The 15,887-nt window shown below is 39.0% G+C and carries 12 protein-coding genes; 2 read left to right on the plus strand and 10 right to left on the minus strand.

The features are described from left to right. Positions 1–44: 44 nt before the first annotated feature. The 8 genes from J8L86_RS04960 to J8L86_RS04995 form a co-directional block, all read right to left on the minus strand. Positions 45–836, minus strand: a complete 792-nt coding sequence (locus tag J8L86_RS04960; RefSeq protein WP_211029067.1) for a protein phosphatase 2C domain-containing protein — start codon at positions 834–836, stop codon at positions 45–47. Next, the gene (gene tagF / locus J8L86_RS04965) at positions 827–1,558 is read right to left on the minus strand and encodes a type VI secretion system-associated protein TagF (RefSeq protein ID WP_211029069.1); all 732 of its coding nucleotides are present in this window, start codon (positions 1,556–1,558) and stop codon (positions 827–829) included. Before tagF ends, J8L86_RS04960 begins: the two co-directional genes overlap by 10 nt. Beyond that, positions 1,540–5,082, minus strand: a complete 3,543-nt coding sequence (gene tssM, locus J8L86_RS04970) for a type VI secretion system membrane subunit TssM (RefSeq protein ID WP_211029070.1) — start codon at positions 5,080–5,082, stop codon at positions 1,540–1,542. The genes tagF and tssM overlap by 19 nt, the downstream gene beginning before the upstream one ends. Positions 5,083–5,104: 22 nt before the next feature. Then, entirely contained in the window at positions 5,105–6,394 is a 1,290-nt protein-coding gene (gene tssL / locus J8L86_RS04975; protein ID WP_082972145.1) for a type VI secretion system protein TssL, long form, read from the minus strand. Between the two features lie 26 nt (positions 6,395–6,420). Then, positions 6,421–7,749, minus strand: a complete 1,329-nt coding sequence (gene tssK, locus J8L86_RS04980; RefSeq protein ID WP_055023386.1) for a type VI secretion system baseplate subunit TssK — start codon at positions 7,747–7,749, stop codon at positions 6,421–6,423. A 70-nt stretch (positions 7,750–7,819) separates the two neighbouring features. After that, complete coding sequence (gene tssJ / locus J8L86_RS04985) at positions 7,820–8,290, minus strand: type VI secretion system lipoprotein TssJ (RefSeq protein WP_055023387.1); 471 nt, start codon at positions 8,288–8,290, stop codon at positions 7,820–7,822. A gap of 17 nt (positions 8,291–8,307) precedes the next feature. Beyond that, positions 8,308–9,696 carry a type VI secretion system-associated FHA domain protein TagH gene (tagH, locus tag J8L86_RS04990; protein WP_065107826.1) on the minus strand — a complete coding sequence of 463 codons (1,389 nt, stop codon included), beginning with the start codon at positions 9,694–9,696 and terminating at the stop codon, positions 8,308–8,310. Between the two features lie 149 nt (positions 9,697–9,845). After that, the gene (locus tag J8L86_RS04995; protein WP_211029072.1) at positions 9,846–11,834 is read right to left on the minus strand and encodes a serine/threonine-protein kinase; all 1,989 of its coding nucleotides are present in this window, start codon (positions 11,832–11,834) and stop codon (positions 9,846–9,848) included. A gap of 315 nt (positions 11,835–12,149) precedes the next feature. Between J8L86_RS04995 and J8L86_RS05000 the strand changes: the two genes are divergently transcribed. Further along, on the plus strand, positions 12,150–12,641 hold the full coding sequence (locus J8L86_RS05000) for an OmpA family protein (RefSeq protein ID WP_055023390.1): 492 nt from the start codon (positions 12,150–12,152) through the stop codon (positions 12,639–12,641). 408 nt (positions 12,642–13,049) lie between these two features. On the opposite strand, the gene J8L86_RS05005 is transcribed toward J8L86_RS05000, so the two are convergent. Together J8L86_RS05005 and J8L86_RS05010 are read right to left on the minus strand one after the other, a co-directional pair. Continuing rightward, a complete protein-coding gene (locus J8L86_RS05005) occupies positions 13,050–13,949 on the minus strand; it encodes an amino acid racemase (RefSeq protein WP_211029074.1) in 900 nt (299 codons plus the stop codon). Between the two features lie 131 nt (positions 13,950–14,080). Next, positions 14,081–14,437, minus strand: coding sequence for a GNAT family N-acetyltransferase (locus tag J8L86_RS05010; protein WP_247663192.1), 357 nt, complete (start codon positions 14,435–14,437; stop codon positions 14,081–14,083). A 365-nt stretch (positions 14,438–14,802) separates the two neighbouring features. Here J8L86_RS05010 and J8L86_RS05015 point away from each other — a divergent pair, with 365 nt between their 5' ends. Beyond that, positions 14,803–15,882 carry an efflux RND transporter periplasmic adaptor subunit gene (locus tag J8L86_RS05015; RefSeq protein WP_247663194.1) on the plus strand — a complete coding sequence of 360 codons (1,080 nt, stop codon included), beginning with the start codon at positions 14,803–14,805 and terminating at the stop codon, positions 15,880–15,882. Positions 15,883–15,887 lie beyond the last annotated feature (5 nt).

A 15,887-nucleotide genomic window follows, 5' to 3' on the forward strand; every position in this document is an offset into this window, starting at 1 on the left:
ACACTTTTGTTAATTCATCAACAAGAAAACTTCCGATTTATTCTTTAAATAAATACAGGAATGGTTTTATCAAAGTCATCATTTGACTCACTTATGTCTTTTGAAGATAAAACCGACGTAACTTGAGTGTTTTTTACTAAAATACAAGTGACATTATCACGCGCATTTCGAACTAACGATGCATGTAATAAGGCCAGTCCAGAATCAATAATATTACCAGAGTTAATTGTGGCTTCGATTTCAGTGTCACTAAGTTCTTTATTTAGGCCATCACTACAAAGTAAAAACGTATCGCCTTCAACCACTTTACCCGTCCGATAATCAATATCTAATTGACTATCGACTCCCACAGCACGTGTGATTACATTTGCTAATGGATGTGACTCTGCATCTTCAGCGGCCAACAAACCTTCATCAACCATGTCATTCACTTGACTGTGATCTTTGGTAATCATTGTCATTTTCTGTTGTCTTAACAGATAAATCCTACTGTCGCCGACCCAAAGCAGGTGATAATCGCCTTGATATAACCACAACACTACAACTGTACTACCGGCGACTTTACCTTCAAAATCAGTTTGGCTCATTTGCTGAAGCTGGGTATTACTGTTTTGTAATGCGAGCTTTAAAATATCAACACTGATTAGCTCAGGAGATAATCCATCAACAGCCTGTTGAATATTGTCGATAACTAATTGGCTCGCCACATCACCAGCAGCATGACCTCCCATCCCATCAGCAACAACCCATACACCGATATGCGGAAGTTCTAACATAGCGTCTTCATTAATTTCTCGTACTGTGCCTCTGTGGGTTAAAGCTTGACTTAAGTGCACGTATTTTGCTCCTTCACTAAGGCGGCTGTGTTCCAACCTCTTTGTATCCATTGCCCGCTTAACATAGAGACAAACTGGCTAATTTGAGGCAGCCCTTCTGTGATAATCATGCATGCTTCAACCTCTGATGAACCTTCTGTCCACCAAATACTGTATCGTTCAAACTGTTTACGGTATTGCTGATCAAGTAGTGACAATATATTAGGAGCATTACTTCCCTGAATAACCCAAGCTTTTTTTGTAATGTCACTAGATTCACTTTGAGATGAACACAGACCAGTAACCGGAATCGTGTACTGTTGCCCAGAGACATCATTCAACCAAGTCTCAAGATTGATATCATCTTCAAGTACCTGCAAAATCTGTGCTTCAAATTGTGTCGACCATTCGTTTTCATGCCAACCACATACCGCAGCTTGCTGATGAAAGCCTGCTAAAGTAAAAGGATAATGACGCCCAACATTATCCACGCTCGGAATAAGTGTCCCCACTACTGCTTGCTCGCAGCATACTCCAGCTGACAAAGAAAAATGCCAAACAGGGCTTGTGAGATAATAATCCAGCCATTCATTGCCGCTTTGCTCTTTACTCACCGCAATGACTGCTTGTAACCACTCATTCCAGTTTTTAAAAAAGTCTATATCTAGATTTTCTTGTAAAAAGTCACCCTTTGAGGGGACTTTACCGCAATAACCTAATCGCATTAAAGATTCGACGGACATGAGAAAGTCTCCATATTAGCCATCCAAAATGGATTGTTTACGCTGTTAGCAATCAGTTTTAACTCAGCATTATATCCACTGAGGTTGATCATTAACTTGCCGTCTTTCTTTGTTTGCGGACGTTTTTTGCTCAACTCATCGAGTAAGCGGAAGAATGACCATTCTCCTTCGTACTTCTTATTGATTGAACGGCCACCATTAGGCGGTGAAAACGCAATGCGAGTTTCATTATTGGCGCCTCGACCTGGCCAGAAAAATAACTCTTTACGTGTTGGTCCATGGCGGTATTTAAGTTGTTGTTCATCCAATTCTAATAAGAATAGGCTGACACTACTGTCCAGTAGTTGTGGTTCAAGAGAGAAGTTAATTTTGGGGAATTTAGTTCCCGGTTCAAAGAATGCCTCTTTAATGATTTCAGCTCGTTGGTACATTTCTAACACGTCATAGCTAATACCAATGTTACGTTTAAAGCGCCATGGCTTTTTACTGGTATCAACATGCGCTGCCAGATATTGGTCCCAAAACTGATCTAAGGTGCCGCCATAGCCAAAGAACTTGCTAAAGTCTTTTAGTCTCACATCTTCTTTTGCACGACGATTGAACGGGTAACGACCTGATATCGCACGATTAAACTCAGCTAAGACCTCTGAGCGCCAAATGCCATTAAATCGCTGACTTTGGTTAGTTTTAGCAAATGATCTAGTTTGATAAGCAACATCATTTAACCAATTTTTGACTGGGTATGGTAAATCCATCAATTGCTCTGACAATGTCATTCCCATCTGAGCAAAGTTTTCTTCTACAGCCTGGTTCACGACTCTGCCGTCCGATTGAAGGAGTAACTTGCTGTAATTTCGATTCAATGCGCGCAGAGTCGTTTGAATTTGATCGACTTCTACTAAGTTAATTTTAATCAATTCACTAAAGGCAACTTCCACTTCTTTACCAGGCAGGTCGACATTTAACTCAATTGCGGTATCAGGTAGCAACCGATTTAACTGCGCTTTTTTAGAACGAAAGGCAACATCAGTGACATTAGTAGCCACTTCTGATGCAGCCTTTAAATTATTAGACTCCATAGGAAGTTTGGTTAGTTGCACATTTTTTTGCGCTGCGGCAATGATGGTTTTTATGGGTTGATCAGGACTTGATAACGCCGCTGTCACACGCTCAGCCTCTTCAAGACTTGAGTATGGTTTTACAAAGATATCACTTAAAAAGTCTTCCCAATAAAATATATAGTCACGAATATACTTACGCTCTAATTCAGCTGTTAGACGTTTTTTAGCCTGCTCATCTAAATTAGCTAAGTCATCTCCATATACCCAGCTGTCAGCAGTCAGGTTTTTAATAATTTTGGTTTTTTCAATATTGAAAATTCCGTGGAACCCATTAAAAGTATACAAGCCTGGAATACCGTCATTAAACGGTCTACCACTCATAAATGTTAAGCCATCAAGACTGTCTAAACTAAGAATATCCACTAGTTTAAAATCAGGAATACTGCTTTGAGAGAAGTCGCTCTTCAATCTCTGATAAGCTCGCTCCACCAGCGGCAACATGGTTAAATTAGCTCGAGCGCCATCAACAACCATGTCATCGTATTGAGTTCCACGGATCCCTAACGTTAAAAGTGTCTCAATATGTTGGTTTAGCTGCTCTCTGATTTCGGCATTAACATTCCCAGTAATGTTGCGATCAATATAAGCAGAGAACCAAATTTTGATGTTGCTTTCATCAAAATGCTCCGGTAGATACAACATGAGATATGTTTTTAAGGTTTCATATAAATAATTAAGGTGCTGACCGTTAGCATCCATTTCTTCGCTTAACACATCTAACATAAACGGCAATAAATGCGCTTCTAATGCTCGCTCATATGCAGCTGAAGCAGGTTGCTTTAACTTATCCCCTTGGTACAAACCAAACGTTTGTGCATCCTCAGGTTTTTCTGAGCCAAACCCCACAGGTAAATCACGAATCAGTGTCAAACCTTTAGTTAAGGTGATGACATCAGTGTTCGCATTCAGACCACCATGAGTAATATCCTCATACTGAGCAAGTTCAGTAAAAGTATTATCGATAAGCTCATGGTTCCAATCATAACTTTGCCACCAAATATAACTCGTAAATAAAGTGACCACTGCGGCTGCACCCACCGAAACCTTACGCAGCATTCTGTTTTGGTTAGTATGTTTGCGGTTTGTAGAGGCTAAATTCTTCTCAGGAAAAATGACATCTTCCAAAAGTCGTTTAATAAAGTAACTACGCTGCTTATTACTATTATTGCTTTTAGTTTTACTTTTAATACCGCTGGATAAGTGCGTTGAAAGATGGTCAATCGGCGTGCCTTCTTGGGTCGCACTGGTTAAGTATACGCCACGCAAAAGAGGCGCTTCTTCGTAAGCATTCGGAGCAAATATTTCCTTTAAGAAATCATCTGCCGAACTTTGAAGTAATCGTAGTTGTTTTGGGAACTCATAAATTACTGCTCGGCGCTCAAGATCACGCTCATTTTTAAGGCGACTATTTAAGCGAGCATTTAAGTTCAATAACAAATGATGAAACTCTTTATTGAAAGTACTAACGATGTCAGTTTCATCATCTTCGGTATTTAATGGAAAAGTCACGCCCCAAATTTGTTCGCAATCTTCTTTGGTTAAATCATCAAAAAATTCGTTAAATCCTGCAACTAAATCAGATTTAGATAACAACACATAAACAGGAAATGTCATGCCTAACTGGTTTTGTAATTCCTGCAAACGCTGCTTAATCGCTCGTGCGTGTAGATTGCGTTCAGTTTTAGTTTGATTAAGTAACTCCGACATTCCCATGCTAATAATGACGCCATTGATTGGCCTTACTGGTCGGTATTTCTTCAATAACCCCAAAAAGCCCTGCCATGCACGTGAGTCTTGTTTAACATGACTATCTTGGGTGGTATAGCGTCCTGCGGTATCAATAAGTACCGCTTTGTTAGTAAACCACCAATCACAATGACGTGTACCGCCAACACCTTCAATCATGTCGACACCCATTTTATCTTTTAACGGGTATTCCAATCCTGAATGCTGAATTGCAGTCGTTTTACCACTTCCTGGTGGGCCAATCATGATGTACCAAGGAAGCTCATAAATACTTTTGTTTTTGGTTAATTTAGTTTGTTTTAAAATATCTAACGCTTGGGTCATTTTGTTTTGCAGCAGCGTTATCTCACTTTTTACTAGCTCGTCTCCGTTAACCGCAGCGCCTTCTTCACCATTAATCAAGCTATCAGCCATTTCTTCACTTTGTTTTTTACTTTTAATTTGTCGTGAAAAATGAACGCCACCCCAGACCATGACAATGACCAAAAGTACAATGACACGAACTGCTGCAGACGCTAATGGCTCATAACCTGCAATAGCGACTAATGGGCCACCAAACCAAATAAGTAGTGCTAAACACACAAAGCCTAAAATGGTAATAACCCATTTAGATTTAAGTGTTTCGACAATTCCCTTGCCGACTGATTTTAAAGACATTTATACAATTCCTTTTGTCACTCTAAAACAATAAGTCAATTTCAATTCGACGATTTAAAGCACGATTAAGCTCGCTATCATTAGCAAAACGAGGCTCAGACTCTCCCCTTCCTTCAGGCCATAACCGACCACTCAATGACGCGTTATGCGCTAACACATTGCCAATCGATGTGGCTCTAGCAAGTGAGAGATGCCAATTTGATGGGTATTTAGACGTAAAAATCGGTTCGTCATCAGTATGGCCAGTGATCAAGATTTTCCCTTTGGTTCCTTCAAGTGTCCTAGCGATCTTAGCTAAAATCGCTTCAAAATCTGATCTTGGCTGAGTGTTACCCGATGCGAATAATTCACCAGCACCAATTCTGATCCGAACTCTGTCACTTAATTGCTCTACTTCAAGTAGTTGCATACTAATTTCTGTCTGCAATAACTGCTGTAGTAAAAGGGCTTCTTCACGGCTTAATTGTTGCTGTGCAGCAACGGTTTTTTCCCATGGTACGATAGATGTTAATTGCTTATATGCCTGTGACGAATAGCTATTAATACTGTAGTTAAATCCCATGTAGACGAATAAAATAATCACCCCAAACAACGCACCAATCACCCATAAAGGGAAAGGCTGTTGAAATGATAAATTTGGCACAATATTATTTCGCCAGTCAGGTGATAACTCCCGATGGAAGTCGCCTTTACAAGATTGGATAGCAAGGTAAGTTCGCTCTCTTAACGCTTCCAGTTTCTGGTCGCCTTGAGGCTCAATACGCATTTTCCCGACAAAACCAAGCGTTAAACATAAATACATCAATTCCAGTAAGTTACATTTCTCAGCAGGTTGTAATAAAGACGCATCAAGTAGCGTATAAAAATATTCACCCCCGAGTGTTTCATTATGAAAAGTCGACAGTAAACTCTCAGAAGCCCAGTAACTTTGGCCGCCCCATGCTGTATTCAAAACCACTTCATCAATAAAACAGCACAAGCAATAGCGCGCTGACTTTATGTCTTCGGCAGCAATATCAGCATTACGAAGTTGTTGTTCATAATGTTTAATCAACTCAACACAATGCACACGTAAGGTATTTACGTCATCATGCTGAGTACTCGTGCGTAATTGAGTACAAATAGATAGTAACGTGCCTGCATAATCAACAATCGGATTTTGTGCCAAGCTTAATACAGCACTTTGCGTTCTGTTATCAACGCTTTGTTCTTGTATTAATGTTTTCTGATTATCATCACTAACTTTAGGTTTTTGGATTGCCATCCCCGCGCCTTTCCCTGGACGTGGTTTAACAATGGTTTTATCGTTCACAAAAATTATCCTTAATATTGTGGTTGTTAAACGCTTACAGCCCAAAGCTCAAGTTGTAAATCCGGATAAGCGCCAGAAATATGCATCGCAACACCACCACTGGATTTAAGTTTGATCCAATGGCTATTGTTCTTATCTAATTGGAAATAATGATAGCCAGCATGATATGGCACTTGTCGCGGGGCAACAGGTAGGTTCGTGATTCCGATACCGGCCAGCTGGTTATTTACCAGTTCTCGAATCGTTTCTACCGAGCCAATTTTAATTTGTGACGGCAAACGCTGACGTAAATCATCATTTGGTACATTCGCTTTCACCGCTAAGATGAACTCTGCGCTATCAAGTAAACTCTTATCGGCAATGGTTGAGAAGTACACGCCAAATTTGGTTTTTTCGAGTACCAATTCTGTTGCTGTTTGCTCAAGGACAGTGCTTAATCCGTGGTTAACAATGACCATGATATTACCGAATACATAGGTCAAATTATCATGCTGATAAGTAGGCAATTTCGGTGGTCTTTTATCTTGGCTGCTAAACGTCGATAGCTCACCTGCAAAACTCACTAGAGTTCTAAATAACACTTCAGGATGGATATGATTGATGACGCTATAATGCTCAAATAAAGGTTGGTATTTATTCAATAGTTGTAGCATTAAAAAGTCAGCAATTGAGCTTGAAGATCCTTGAGCTTGACTCAATCTGCCAGCAATAGCTTCTGCACGTTGGTTTATCATTCCCGTCACTTCTGAAGTGACATTAAGCAAGGCTTTAATATGCTCTATGCCGGTACAAGCTGGAATAAACTTTTTATCAAGCCTAATTGCCCCTTCTTCAGAAACATCAATAACTCGAGCGATGGCGATAGATACATAGCCTGAACGGTCTTCACTTTGCAGCTTTAAGCGGCAATCAAATTTTGCGACTTGCAACACTTCCATTGCATCAGAACCCACACTGGTATCAACAATATTATGATCTTCGTACAAGTAGCGAGTGATTTGATTTTGTTCAGATGACGAAATATTAAGGCCGTTACTTTTCGCTACAGGAAGCACTAAATAAATCAGTTGATCGATTGTCCCTGCTGGTATCGATAACGCATTAGGAAGCGGACTTTGCTCAGGCATTAATACTAAGGTTTGATCTTGAAATACACACTCAATTCTATCTAAACCAAACTGACCTAGTGGCAACAAGCTATAATTAATTTCGTATTGGGTCACTCCCCATGCAAATGGGTTAGCTTTATTCGCTATTTGAGTTTGCTGATACTGTAAAAAACGTTCTTGTTGTTGCATATGCTGAGGGCGTAAAAACATCCCTTCAGTCCATGCTATTGGGCTAAAATCGCTCATAACTTCCTTATTATTTCCAATACTTGTTATCGTTGTTGAAATATCCGTTATTTCAATTTAAATAAAATCTTTACTGCTCAGAGTTATAAACTGCTATTTTTTCTATATTGACTGTGACACTGTCATATCCAGTAGGGTCAACCTCAACAACTGAGCGCCAGCGAGAAGCATCGATATCGCGATAAGCCACAATCACCCCTACGTATCGTGTGTTTTGACCTAAGCTCATTGGATACTCGTGAATTTCAGAAGGTTGCAATTCAAGCTCATCTTTTCGAATTAAGTCAGGTCCTAATACCGATTCAGCAGACTCGTAAAGAGTGAAAAAATCCTGATTATCAAAGATGGTACGGGAAGAAAGTTCGAATATTTTTACTACCACAGGCGACGGACGCTTATTGATATCAGGGTTAATATCTGCGCTCGCACTAAACGTGATATCGGTATAAGCAGGTACCACGGCATTAATGGTTTTACAGCCCGTATTTATCAACAATACTGAGGCTAGTAAAGCTTGATACAATCCTAATTTTAGTTTCATCGCTTAATCCCTTAAAATTATAATGATTTGATTTTATTGTCGTAAGCTTCTACAAAGTCATCAGATAATGCTGAGGTGTTTGTGTTAGCAAACTCAGCCTGTAAATCTTCATGTAAACTTTTGTAGACTTTCCATTGTTTAAATTGCTTTTGGCCTGGCACTAACATTTCAGCAAATGATTGGCTTTGACTTTTTTGCTCAACAAGATCGGGATCGAGCTGATTTAACAAGCCTCTTAAAGCACCAAATGTCCCAGCGGTAAGTGCAATGTCATGTTTACGCCCATCGTTAAATGCTTCAATAATGGCCTGTTGAGATGACAGAAAACTCGCACTTTTACGCAAATACAAATTTTGAAAAACATCATCAAGACTGGCTGAAAACTTGAGCGGATTATTTTCTCTTTGCTGAAATGTCGTTTGGTTAATTCTGAATTCTGTTTTCAACTTCGAGCGTTGACGCAAAGAGTCCATTAAGCCAGTGAGCATGAGTTGCATGCTTTGACCAAGCTCGAACATTAATTCTTCAGTGAGTACTTTGCTGTACTCTTGCTCATCAATACCAAAACCTTTAAAAAAAGCTTGGCTTAATGATGAAGCAGCTTGTACCTGATTGCTCACTTGTGGTTGAGGTTCTGATCGAGTTGCTTGTTGAGCTGTTGATTGCGCCGCATGTGGGTTAGTCACTTGCTGCTGACTTGCCATACTTGCTAATTGTTGTGGCGGCATTGATTGCGGCTGTTGGTGAGCGGGTTGCGGCGCAGCTTGATTCGTAACAGGTTGACTAACTGGCATACTAACTTGTGGCTCTGCCACTGGCGCAGACTCATTAAAGAAATCTTGGCCCCACTCTTCTGGAATTGCCATCCCAGGAGGCTGAAAATGATCTTGTAAGTCACCGTTGACATCAGGTAGCGGTTGAGACTGACTCGGCGCTTGATTCAACAAACTTTGTGCGTCAAAACCAGCAATTTGTTGTTCAAATTCGTTTTCAAACGGATTACTGTCAAGCACTTGGTTAGCCTGAAACGGGTCGGCACTAACACTTGCAGCTGATTGAGTGCTAGAAGCAGCCCCAGTACTAATACCATTTGTCATCTTTGCTGACACTTCATAATCACCTAAGGTGAGTAGATCATCATGCTCAATCTTATGAGGCTTTGTAGATCCTAACGCTTCAACTGAACGGTTTATATATAAGCCATTCGTTGATAAATCTTCAATATAAAAGCCGTCAGAACGTTTCGTAATACGAGCATGTGTACCCGACACCACCTTTTCTGGATCAGGTAAATGCCAATCATTAGTATCAGCTCGACCTATTGTAAGCGAACTGATTACATCCTTAGATGTGACTTGCTCAGGTGATAACCGATGAAAGCTCACTATCTCAAGCGTTAATTCCATTTTAAATACATTCCTTTAAACAACTTATGCGCAAACAGTGACTCAACACATTTAAAAGCGTAATGCATATCAATCCTTAAATTGATATGCAGTTAAATAAGGTGATTTCATCACCTTACTGGTTATTTGCCCACTCTTTGCAATGCGGTTTACAGCCTCTCAACACCGTTTAGACGTTCATACATCTCATTACCACGAGCAAATAATTCACGGGCAGTTTTTAAATATTGTTTCTCTAAATAAATATTGGCTTGTCTTAGGTAAGAACCTGCTAAACGTTTATCCAAAGTCAATAAGGGTTCAAAATCTTCCGGTACACTCTCAGCTAGCACTCTGACTTCATCGTCAAATGCTCGCAGGTCTTTTGGATTATCAATGGCATCTAATCTGACAGTCAGCTCTTCAAAGGTGTTTCTGTAATAGACCTCTGCATCTTGGTAAGGATATTGCGCATTTTTACCGCTTTGGACAGCATTGTTGTATGCAGTGAGTTGTTCAACCGCCACCTTCATTTCAGCGCCATAAGTCAGTAAAGGCTGTGCTTCAGCTTGCTGTGAAAAAATAACCTCACCCGTTGTGATTAGTGCCTTTATTTGAGTGACATCGTGGGTTTTAAGCGCTACATCAAAAGCTGTTGCATAAAGTGTAAAATCTTCTTCTGATGGCACATAAGTGAACTTAGGCTCGATAAAGGCTAAGTCTTCAACAATCGCTTTTATATTATTTCCGCCTGCTTCATCGTATCTTGACTGACTTAACAGTAAAGCTAATCGCTCAGATAACGCATCTATCACCGACTGCTTGCTACGTTCTGCTTGGTTTTTCATTTTTAATAAGCGTATTGAGTCAGGGTAATAGCGCTCAGTGGCTTCAATGATTAATGAAATTCGGCCATAGTCTTGATATAAACCGTTACTGCTTTTCGGAACTGAAGCAATTCGCTTTTCAACAATATCTAATACTTCAGTATGGTGTTTTCTTAATAAACCATTACGAATTAGCACTTTATCTTCAGGTATTTCAGCTAGGCGCTCTAATAATGCGGAAGCTGGAATGTATTCGTATGACTGAGTTTCATTTTGCACTTGATCAGTCATTGATACTTTTTGCTCTAAATTCGCAAGTTGCAGCTGATGATGTTGTTGGACTTGTACTCCCACAACAATCAGTGCCACTGCCGCAGCAATCGCAGTAGGTAGCGGCCAGGCTTTACTCTCAAACTTTTCAATAATCGTCGCGATAGAGTCAGCTCTTTGCGCCTTCTTAATAGCAAGACCTTTTTTGAGTGTAGGCCATAAACGTAAGCTAATATGACTTGGTTTACTCAACGATGCTTTGGCCAAATCGACTTCATTTGCCGCAACTCGTTTGTAAGGGTGTTTGCTGGTTAACAGTTCATAGGTAATGCAAGAAAAGGCATAAATATCATCGGCGGCACAAGCTTCTTCACCCATCAGCTGCTCATAGCTGGCATAGGCTGGTGTGTAACCTGTCAGTGGCGAGTCTTGATCAACTTGTTCTAATGCATAATGGTCTTTTTCATGTTGGAATGATTTAGCCACGCCAAAATCAAATACCTTGATATTGCCTTGACGGGTTAAGAAAATATTCGATGGTTTCAGATCGGTATGCACAATTCCTTGTTTATGGGCATAAGTTAATGCCGAACCAATCTGCTCAATAATCTTCATTGAACCTTTAAAGTTAAGTCCAAGCGGCTTAGAACGTTTAATCACTTGATCTAAAGATTCACCATCTAGCCATTCCATGACCATAAAATGGTAACCATCGTCAGTATCAACGTCGTATACACGAATAATATTGGGATGCGAGAGCTGTTGTGTTTGCACAGACTCTTTAATTAACACCTGTTGCGCTTCTGGAATGTCAGTAAATTGTGATAACAGTACTTTAATAGCGACAAACGGTTCTGCGACATTTAATGATTCTAAATATAGATCTTTTGCACGGTAGATATCACTCATACCGCCATGACCAATTTTAGATTCTATTAAGTAACGCTTTTTAAAACATTTACCGATTAAATTCGTATTATTTTTGCTATTTGAACCGTTATTAATGCCAGCGACCAAAGTCTTGTCATCAACCATATGTTCGGGGGTTTGACTCTTATCCATAAGTACAGGTAAATCCCTTTATATTATCCTTAAGTATGTAAACTAATGCACTACTCTATTTAATTTACCCCAATATGTTGCAGCATCAATTTAAAAAAAACAATATTAAAAACCATTTATCATTGTAAATATAAAAATAGAGCAAATATCTCACACCCTTTAGTATGTATTTAATTAAAATATAATTAATTAGGATATAAATTTAATTAAACTTATAAAACATTCATTAAAAAACCATCTATTTCTATTGACCAAGCATTCCATAATGGGTAATTTACGAATACTTTTTTAACGGACTAAATAATAGAAGTAGATATGGCATATTCTAAATTATCAGTACCTCTTTTGATCTTACTTGCAGCATCTGGATGTAAATCAACCCCAGAAGTTCAACCTGAACCACCTAAAGTCGTTTCGCTTTCTCCTGCGTGCATGGAATACGCTTTAGAAAATGATAATGAAGAGCTTGTTGGTTTTAGACCGGTTTACTTTGAAGTCAACAGTGCAAAACCTTACAGTAGCTTAGACAGTAATATGTCTTGTATTGTCACTTACCTATCTAGAAACCCTGATAAGTCTGTTGATATTCAAGGGTATACCGACGATAAAGGTACAATTGAATACAACAAGGCGTTAGCTAAAAAACGCGCTGATGGCTTAGTTGAACACTTAGTACTATTAGGCGCCTCACCAAAGCAGCTTCAGTCTAGTGCACACATTATCGAAGACAAAGGCGTTAAATTGACGACTTCAGAGCGCTCAAAAATACGTCGTGTTAATTTTGCTATTACAGACAAATCTTTATAGTATCGATGGAAATAGTTCTATTATTTTTCGAACTAGCACCTATCCTACTAGCATGAGCATCACGATATAAATACAGGTATACCGAGTTTCGGCTTACCTGTATTTATATAATACTTAGTGATAATAATTTAATCAGTAGACTTTGAAAATCATACTTTAAGGTTTCAATTTATGTCATTTTTAATTTAGGTTAGTTTTAATTAAAGTGACTTTTCAGTTTAAGTTACCTTCCACTTTAGATTAAGTTAAAATTTACTTATTAAAAAACCAAATTGCATTAATACATTACAAAAAACCATCAATTAATCAGTCCTAATAACACAGCCTGACTTGTATCATTGATAACCTAGAAAGATAAGCTTGCGTTGGTCGCGAGTATATTTAAAAATCACAAACAAATGCTAAGTTTCAAGCCTCAGCAAGCACCCTGTTTTTATTTTGCCTATAAACAATATAATGCGCGATATCTTCAATAGAGTGAATGTCTCCAATATTTATTTTTTCACAAAAGTCTCTGGCTTCACCGCTGAAGTAAAGTGACTTTGCCAACTCATAAACTTGCACAACTTTGCTTGCAACCGCCTCCATTGGATCAATAAAATCAATTGATGAAAAGTGGTTCTCTAAAATAGAGCGAACTAAAGGTAACTCAGTACAGCCCAAAATAACGGTATCAACACCTTGAACTTCTAACGTTTCAATCGCCTTAATCAATAGTTTTGCATTACTTGCTAATTCACCAGATTTAATACCAAACGGTTCTCTTATATCCTGACCACATGAGGATTTCTCACCAGTTTTGGCACCATATATTGCGCTATGTACATATCGTTCTTGAATTTCTAATGACGGCTTAATAAACGGTAAATTTGCCATTGTTAGATAATCATCGTAGATACCCGAATTGTAAGTACCATTGGTACAAAGTATGCCAACGATTGCTGCAGGGTTATCGCTATGAATTTGCTCTGTGGTTGCTTTCAACATGTCGAGTAAATAAACATCTGTTTGTTCTTGTAGCCTTTTCCTAAAATAATGCGCTGTATTGCATGTCATCACTGCAAAATTGACTTTATTTTTTTCAAGAAATTTTACTGATTCAAGCATCTCAGGAACGGGATCTTCTCCTCCCTCATTGATAGCTTCAGAGCGATCAGGTATATCTGGATTCTTAATGACAACCATTCCCATATGGTCTTGATCCTTCATCGCACCATGCGCGACTTCTTCCTTAAAAACAATATCCTGAAATAGAATGTCAGCTTCCGGCCCCATATTGCCTACAACACCAAATAATAACTCTTTCATATCTAACTGGCCTTTCGCCCTCTGTAAATTTAGGCTTATGGTAAAAGGCAGGTGCAATAGACGTTAATCTCAATTGAAGGATCTAACCCTCTATTATAATGGCGTAGATGTTGTTAAATAAGCGTAATGGGTTAATCAACACGCTTAATATAGTGATCAAACTGGTTGAGTTGTCGGTATCCCTTACTCTCGTATAATGCTTTAGCCGCGCCATTACTCACCTCTGTCGATAATTTAATACTGTCCGCATGAGTAAATTTAGCGAAAACGTCAACCTGATGCAGTAAAGCTGTAGCTACACCTTGTTGTCTAAAAGCGTGTTCTACATATAAATCGTTTAAAATCCATGTTCTTTTCATCGCAACTGATGAAAATGACGGATACAACTGAGCAAAGCCAACCAACGTATTTTGCTCATTCATCGCAATAAAAATGATTGAATCAGCTTCAACTAACCTTTCCTTAATAAATTTATGGCTTAAATCCAAATTTTCTTCCTGGCCATAAAACTGTCTATAGGCATCAAAAAAGCGGTGAGATTTGTAAAAGGTTATCGATTGTGGCTTGTATGATCTTAACCATTTTCCTATTCCTTGACTGAGCCATCGGCTTTTTCGTTGAGTGTCAGAAGTGCTCACTGCCACTATTAACCATTAACACCAAAAAATAAACATTTTCACCACATCTTAATATTCACCTTTGCTAAACTAAAGTGCAAAAAACACTTAAACCTCTGTTTAAAAACAAATTAACTATATTGGCACAACTTCTGCTTATTCAAGGTTAAATAAGTATTAGCAACAAACCGATTACAAAATAAATTAGCAGGTACCCCATGGATAGGTTAATCAGCATGAAAAAAATGACAATCTCACTACTTTGCTTTGCAACATTAACGTTAACAGCTTGCGGTGGAGAATCTGAAATAGAAAAAGAGGAAGAGAAGTACGCCATTCCTGTTGAAGTATCACCAGTTACTCAAGGAGATGTATCTTCGTTTTATAGCACAACTGCAACATTAGAAGCGCCAGAAGAAGCTCATGTCGTCACCCGCATTGCAGGTCTCATTGAAACAATTGAAGTCGAGGAAGGCGATAGAGTCACCAAAGGTCAGGCTTTAGCCACCATTGACGCAAAACGTCAGCACTACGATTACAAACGCTCTCAAGCTGAAGTTCAAATCATTGAGCAAGAGTTAAATCGACTAAAGCAGATGAAGAATAAAGAATTTGTCAGTCAAGATGTCATGGCAAAGTTAGAATTCAATTTACAAGCCGCTATTGCGCAGCGTGATCTAGCTAAACTGCATGTTATTGAAAGTCAGATAGTTTCGCCAATTAATGGTGTAGTCGCTAAACGCCACGTTAAAAAAGGCAACATGGCGAAAGAGTTTGAAGAGTTATTTTATATTGTTAACCAAGACGAGCTTCATGGCATCGTTCACTTACCTGAGCAACAATTAGTGAGCTTACGCTTAGGGCAAGAAGCTAAAGTAACAAATCAATATGCTAATCAAAGCATCAACAACCAAGAAATCATCGCTAACGTACTGCGTATCAGCCCGATTGTGGATGCCCAAAGCGGTACATTTAAAGTCACCATTGCTATCAATAATAGCGATGCCAAACTAAAAGCCGGTATGTTTACCCGAGTAGAATTAAAATATGACACTCACAAAAACGTTATTACCGTTCCTTTCAACGCGGTTATTAATCAAGATGATACTCAAGCCTTGTATGTTATCGAAGATAACACCGCGACCCGTCGAGAAGTCAAACTGGGCTATCGAGAAAAAGATAAAGTTGAAATCCTTTCAGGTGTTGAACAAGGTGAACAAATCGTCATTCGTGGTCAGCAAAACCTGAAGGATCAATCTTTGGTCGAAGTGATCACGCCCCTTTCTTATGCCAAAAACAGCCTAGCAGCGCAATAAGGAAG

The sequence above is a fragment of the Shewanella sp. MMG014 genome, from assembly GCF_018100775.1.
GTDB lineage: Bacteria > Pseudomonadota > Gammaproteobacteria > Enterobacterales > Shewanellaceae > Shewanella > Shewanella japonica.

Coding starts and splice junctions, on each gene's coding strand:
- J8L86_RS05000 (WP_055023390.1), top strand. CDS start 12,150: ATGGCATATTCTAAATTATCAGTACCTCTTTTGATCTTACTTGCAGCA.
- tagF (WP_211029069.1), bottom strand. CDS start 1,558: ATGTCCGTCGAATCTTTAATGCGATTAGGTTATTGCGGTAAAGTCCCC.
- J8L86_RS04995 (WP_211029072.1), bottom strand. CDS start 11,834: ATGGATAAGAGTCAAACCCCCGAACATATGGTTGATGACAAGACTTTG.
- tssM (WP_211029070.1), bottom strand. CDS start 5,082: ATGTCTTTAAAATCAGTCGGCAAGGGAATTGTCGAAACACTTAAATCT.
- tssK (WP_055023386.1), bottom strand. CDS start 7,749: ATGAGCGATTTTAGCCCAATAGCATGGACTGAAGGGATGTTTTTACGC.
- J8L86_RS05005 (WP_211029074.1), bottom strand. CDS start 13,949: ATGAAAGAGTTATTATTTGGTGTTGTAGGCAATATGGGGCCGGAAGCT.
- tagH (WP_065107826.1), bottom strand. CDS start 9,696: ATGGAATTAACGCTTGAGATAGTGAGCTTTCATCGGTTATCACCTGAG.
- tssJ (WP_055023387.1), bottom strand. CDS start 8,290: ATGAAACTAAAATTAGGATTGTATCAAGCTTTACTAGCCTCAGTATTG.
- J8L86_RS05015 (WP_247663194.1), top strand. CDS start 14,803: ATGAAAAAAATGACAATCTCACTACTTTGCTTTGCAACATTAACGTTA.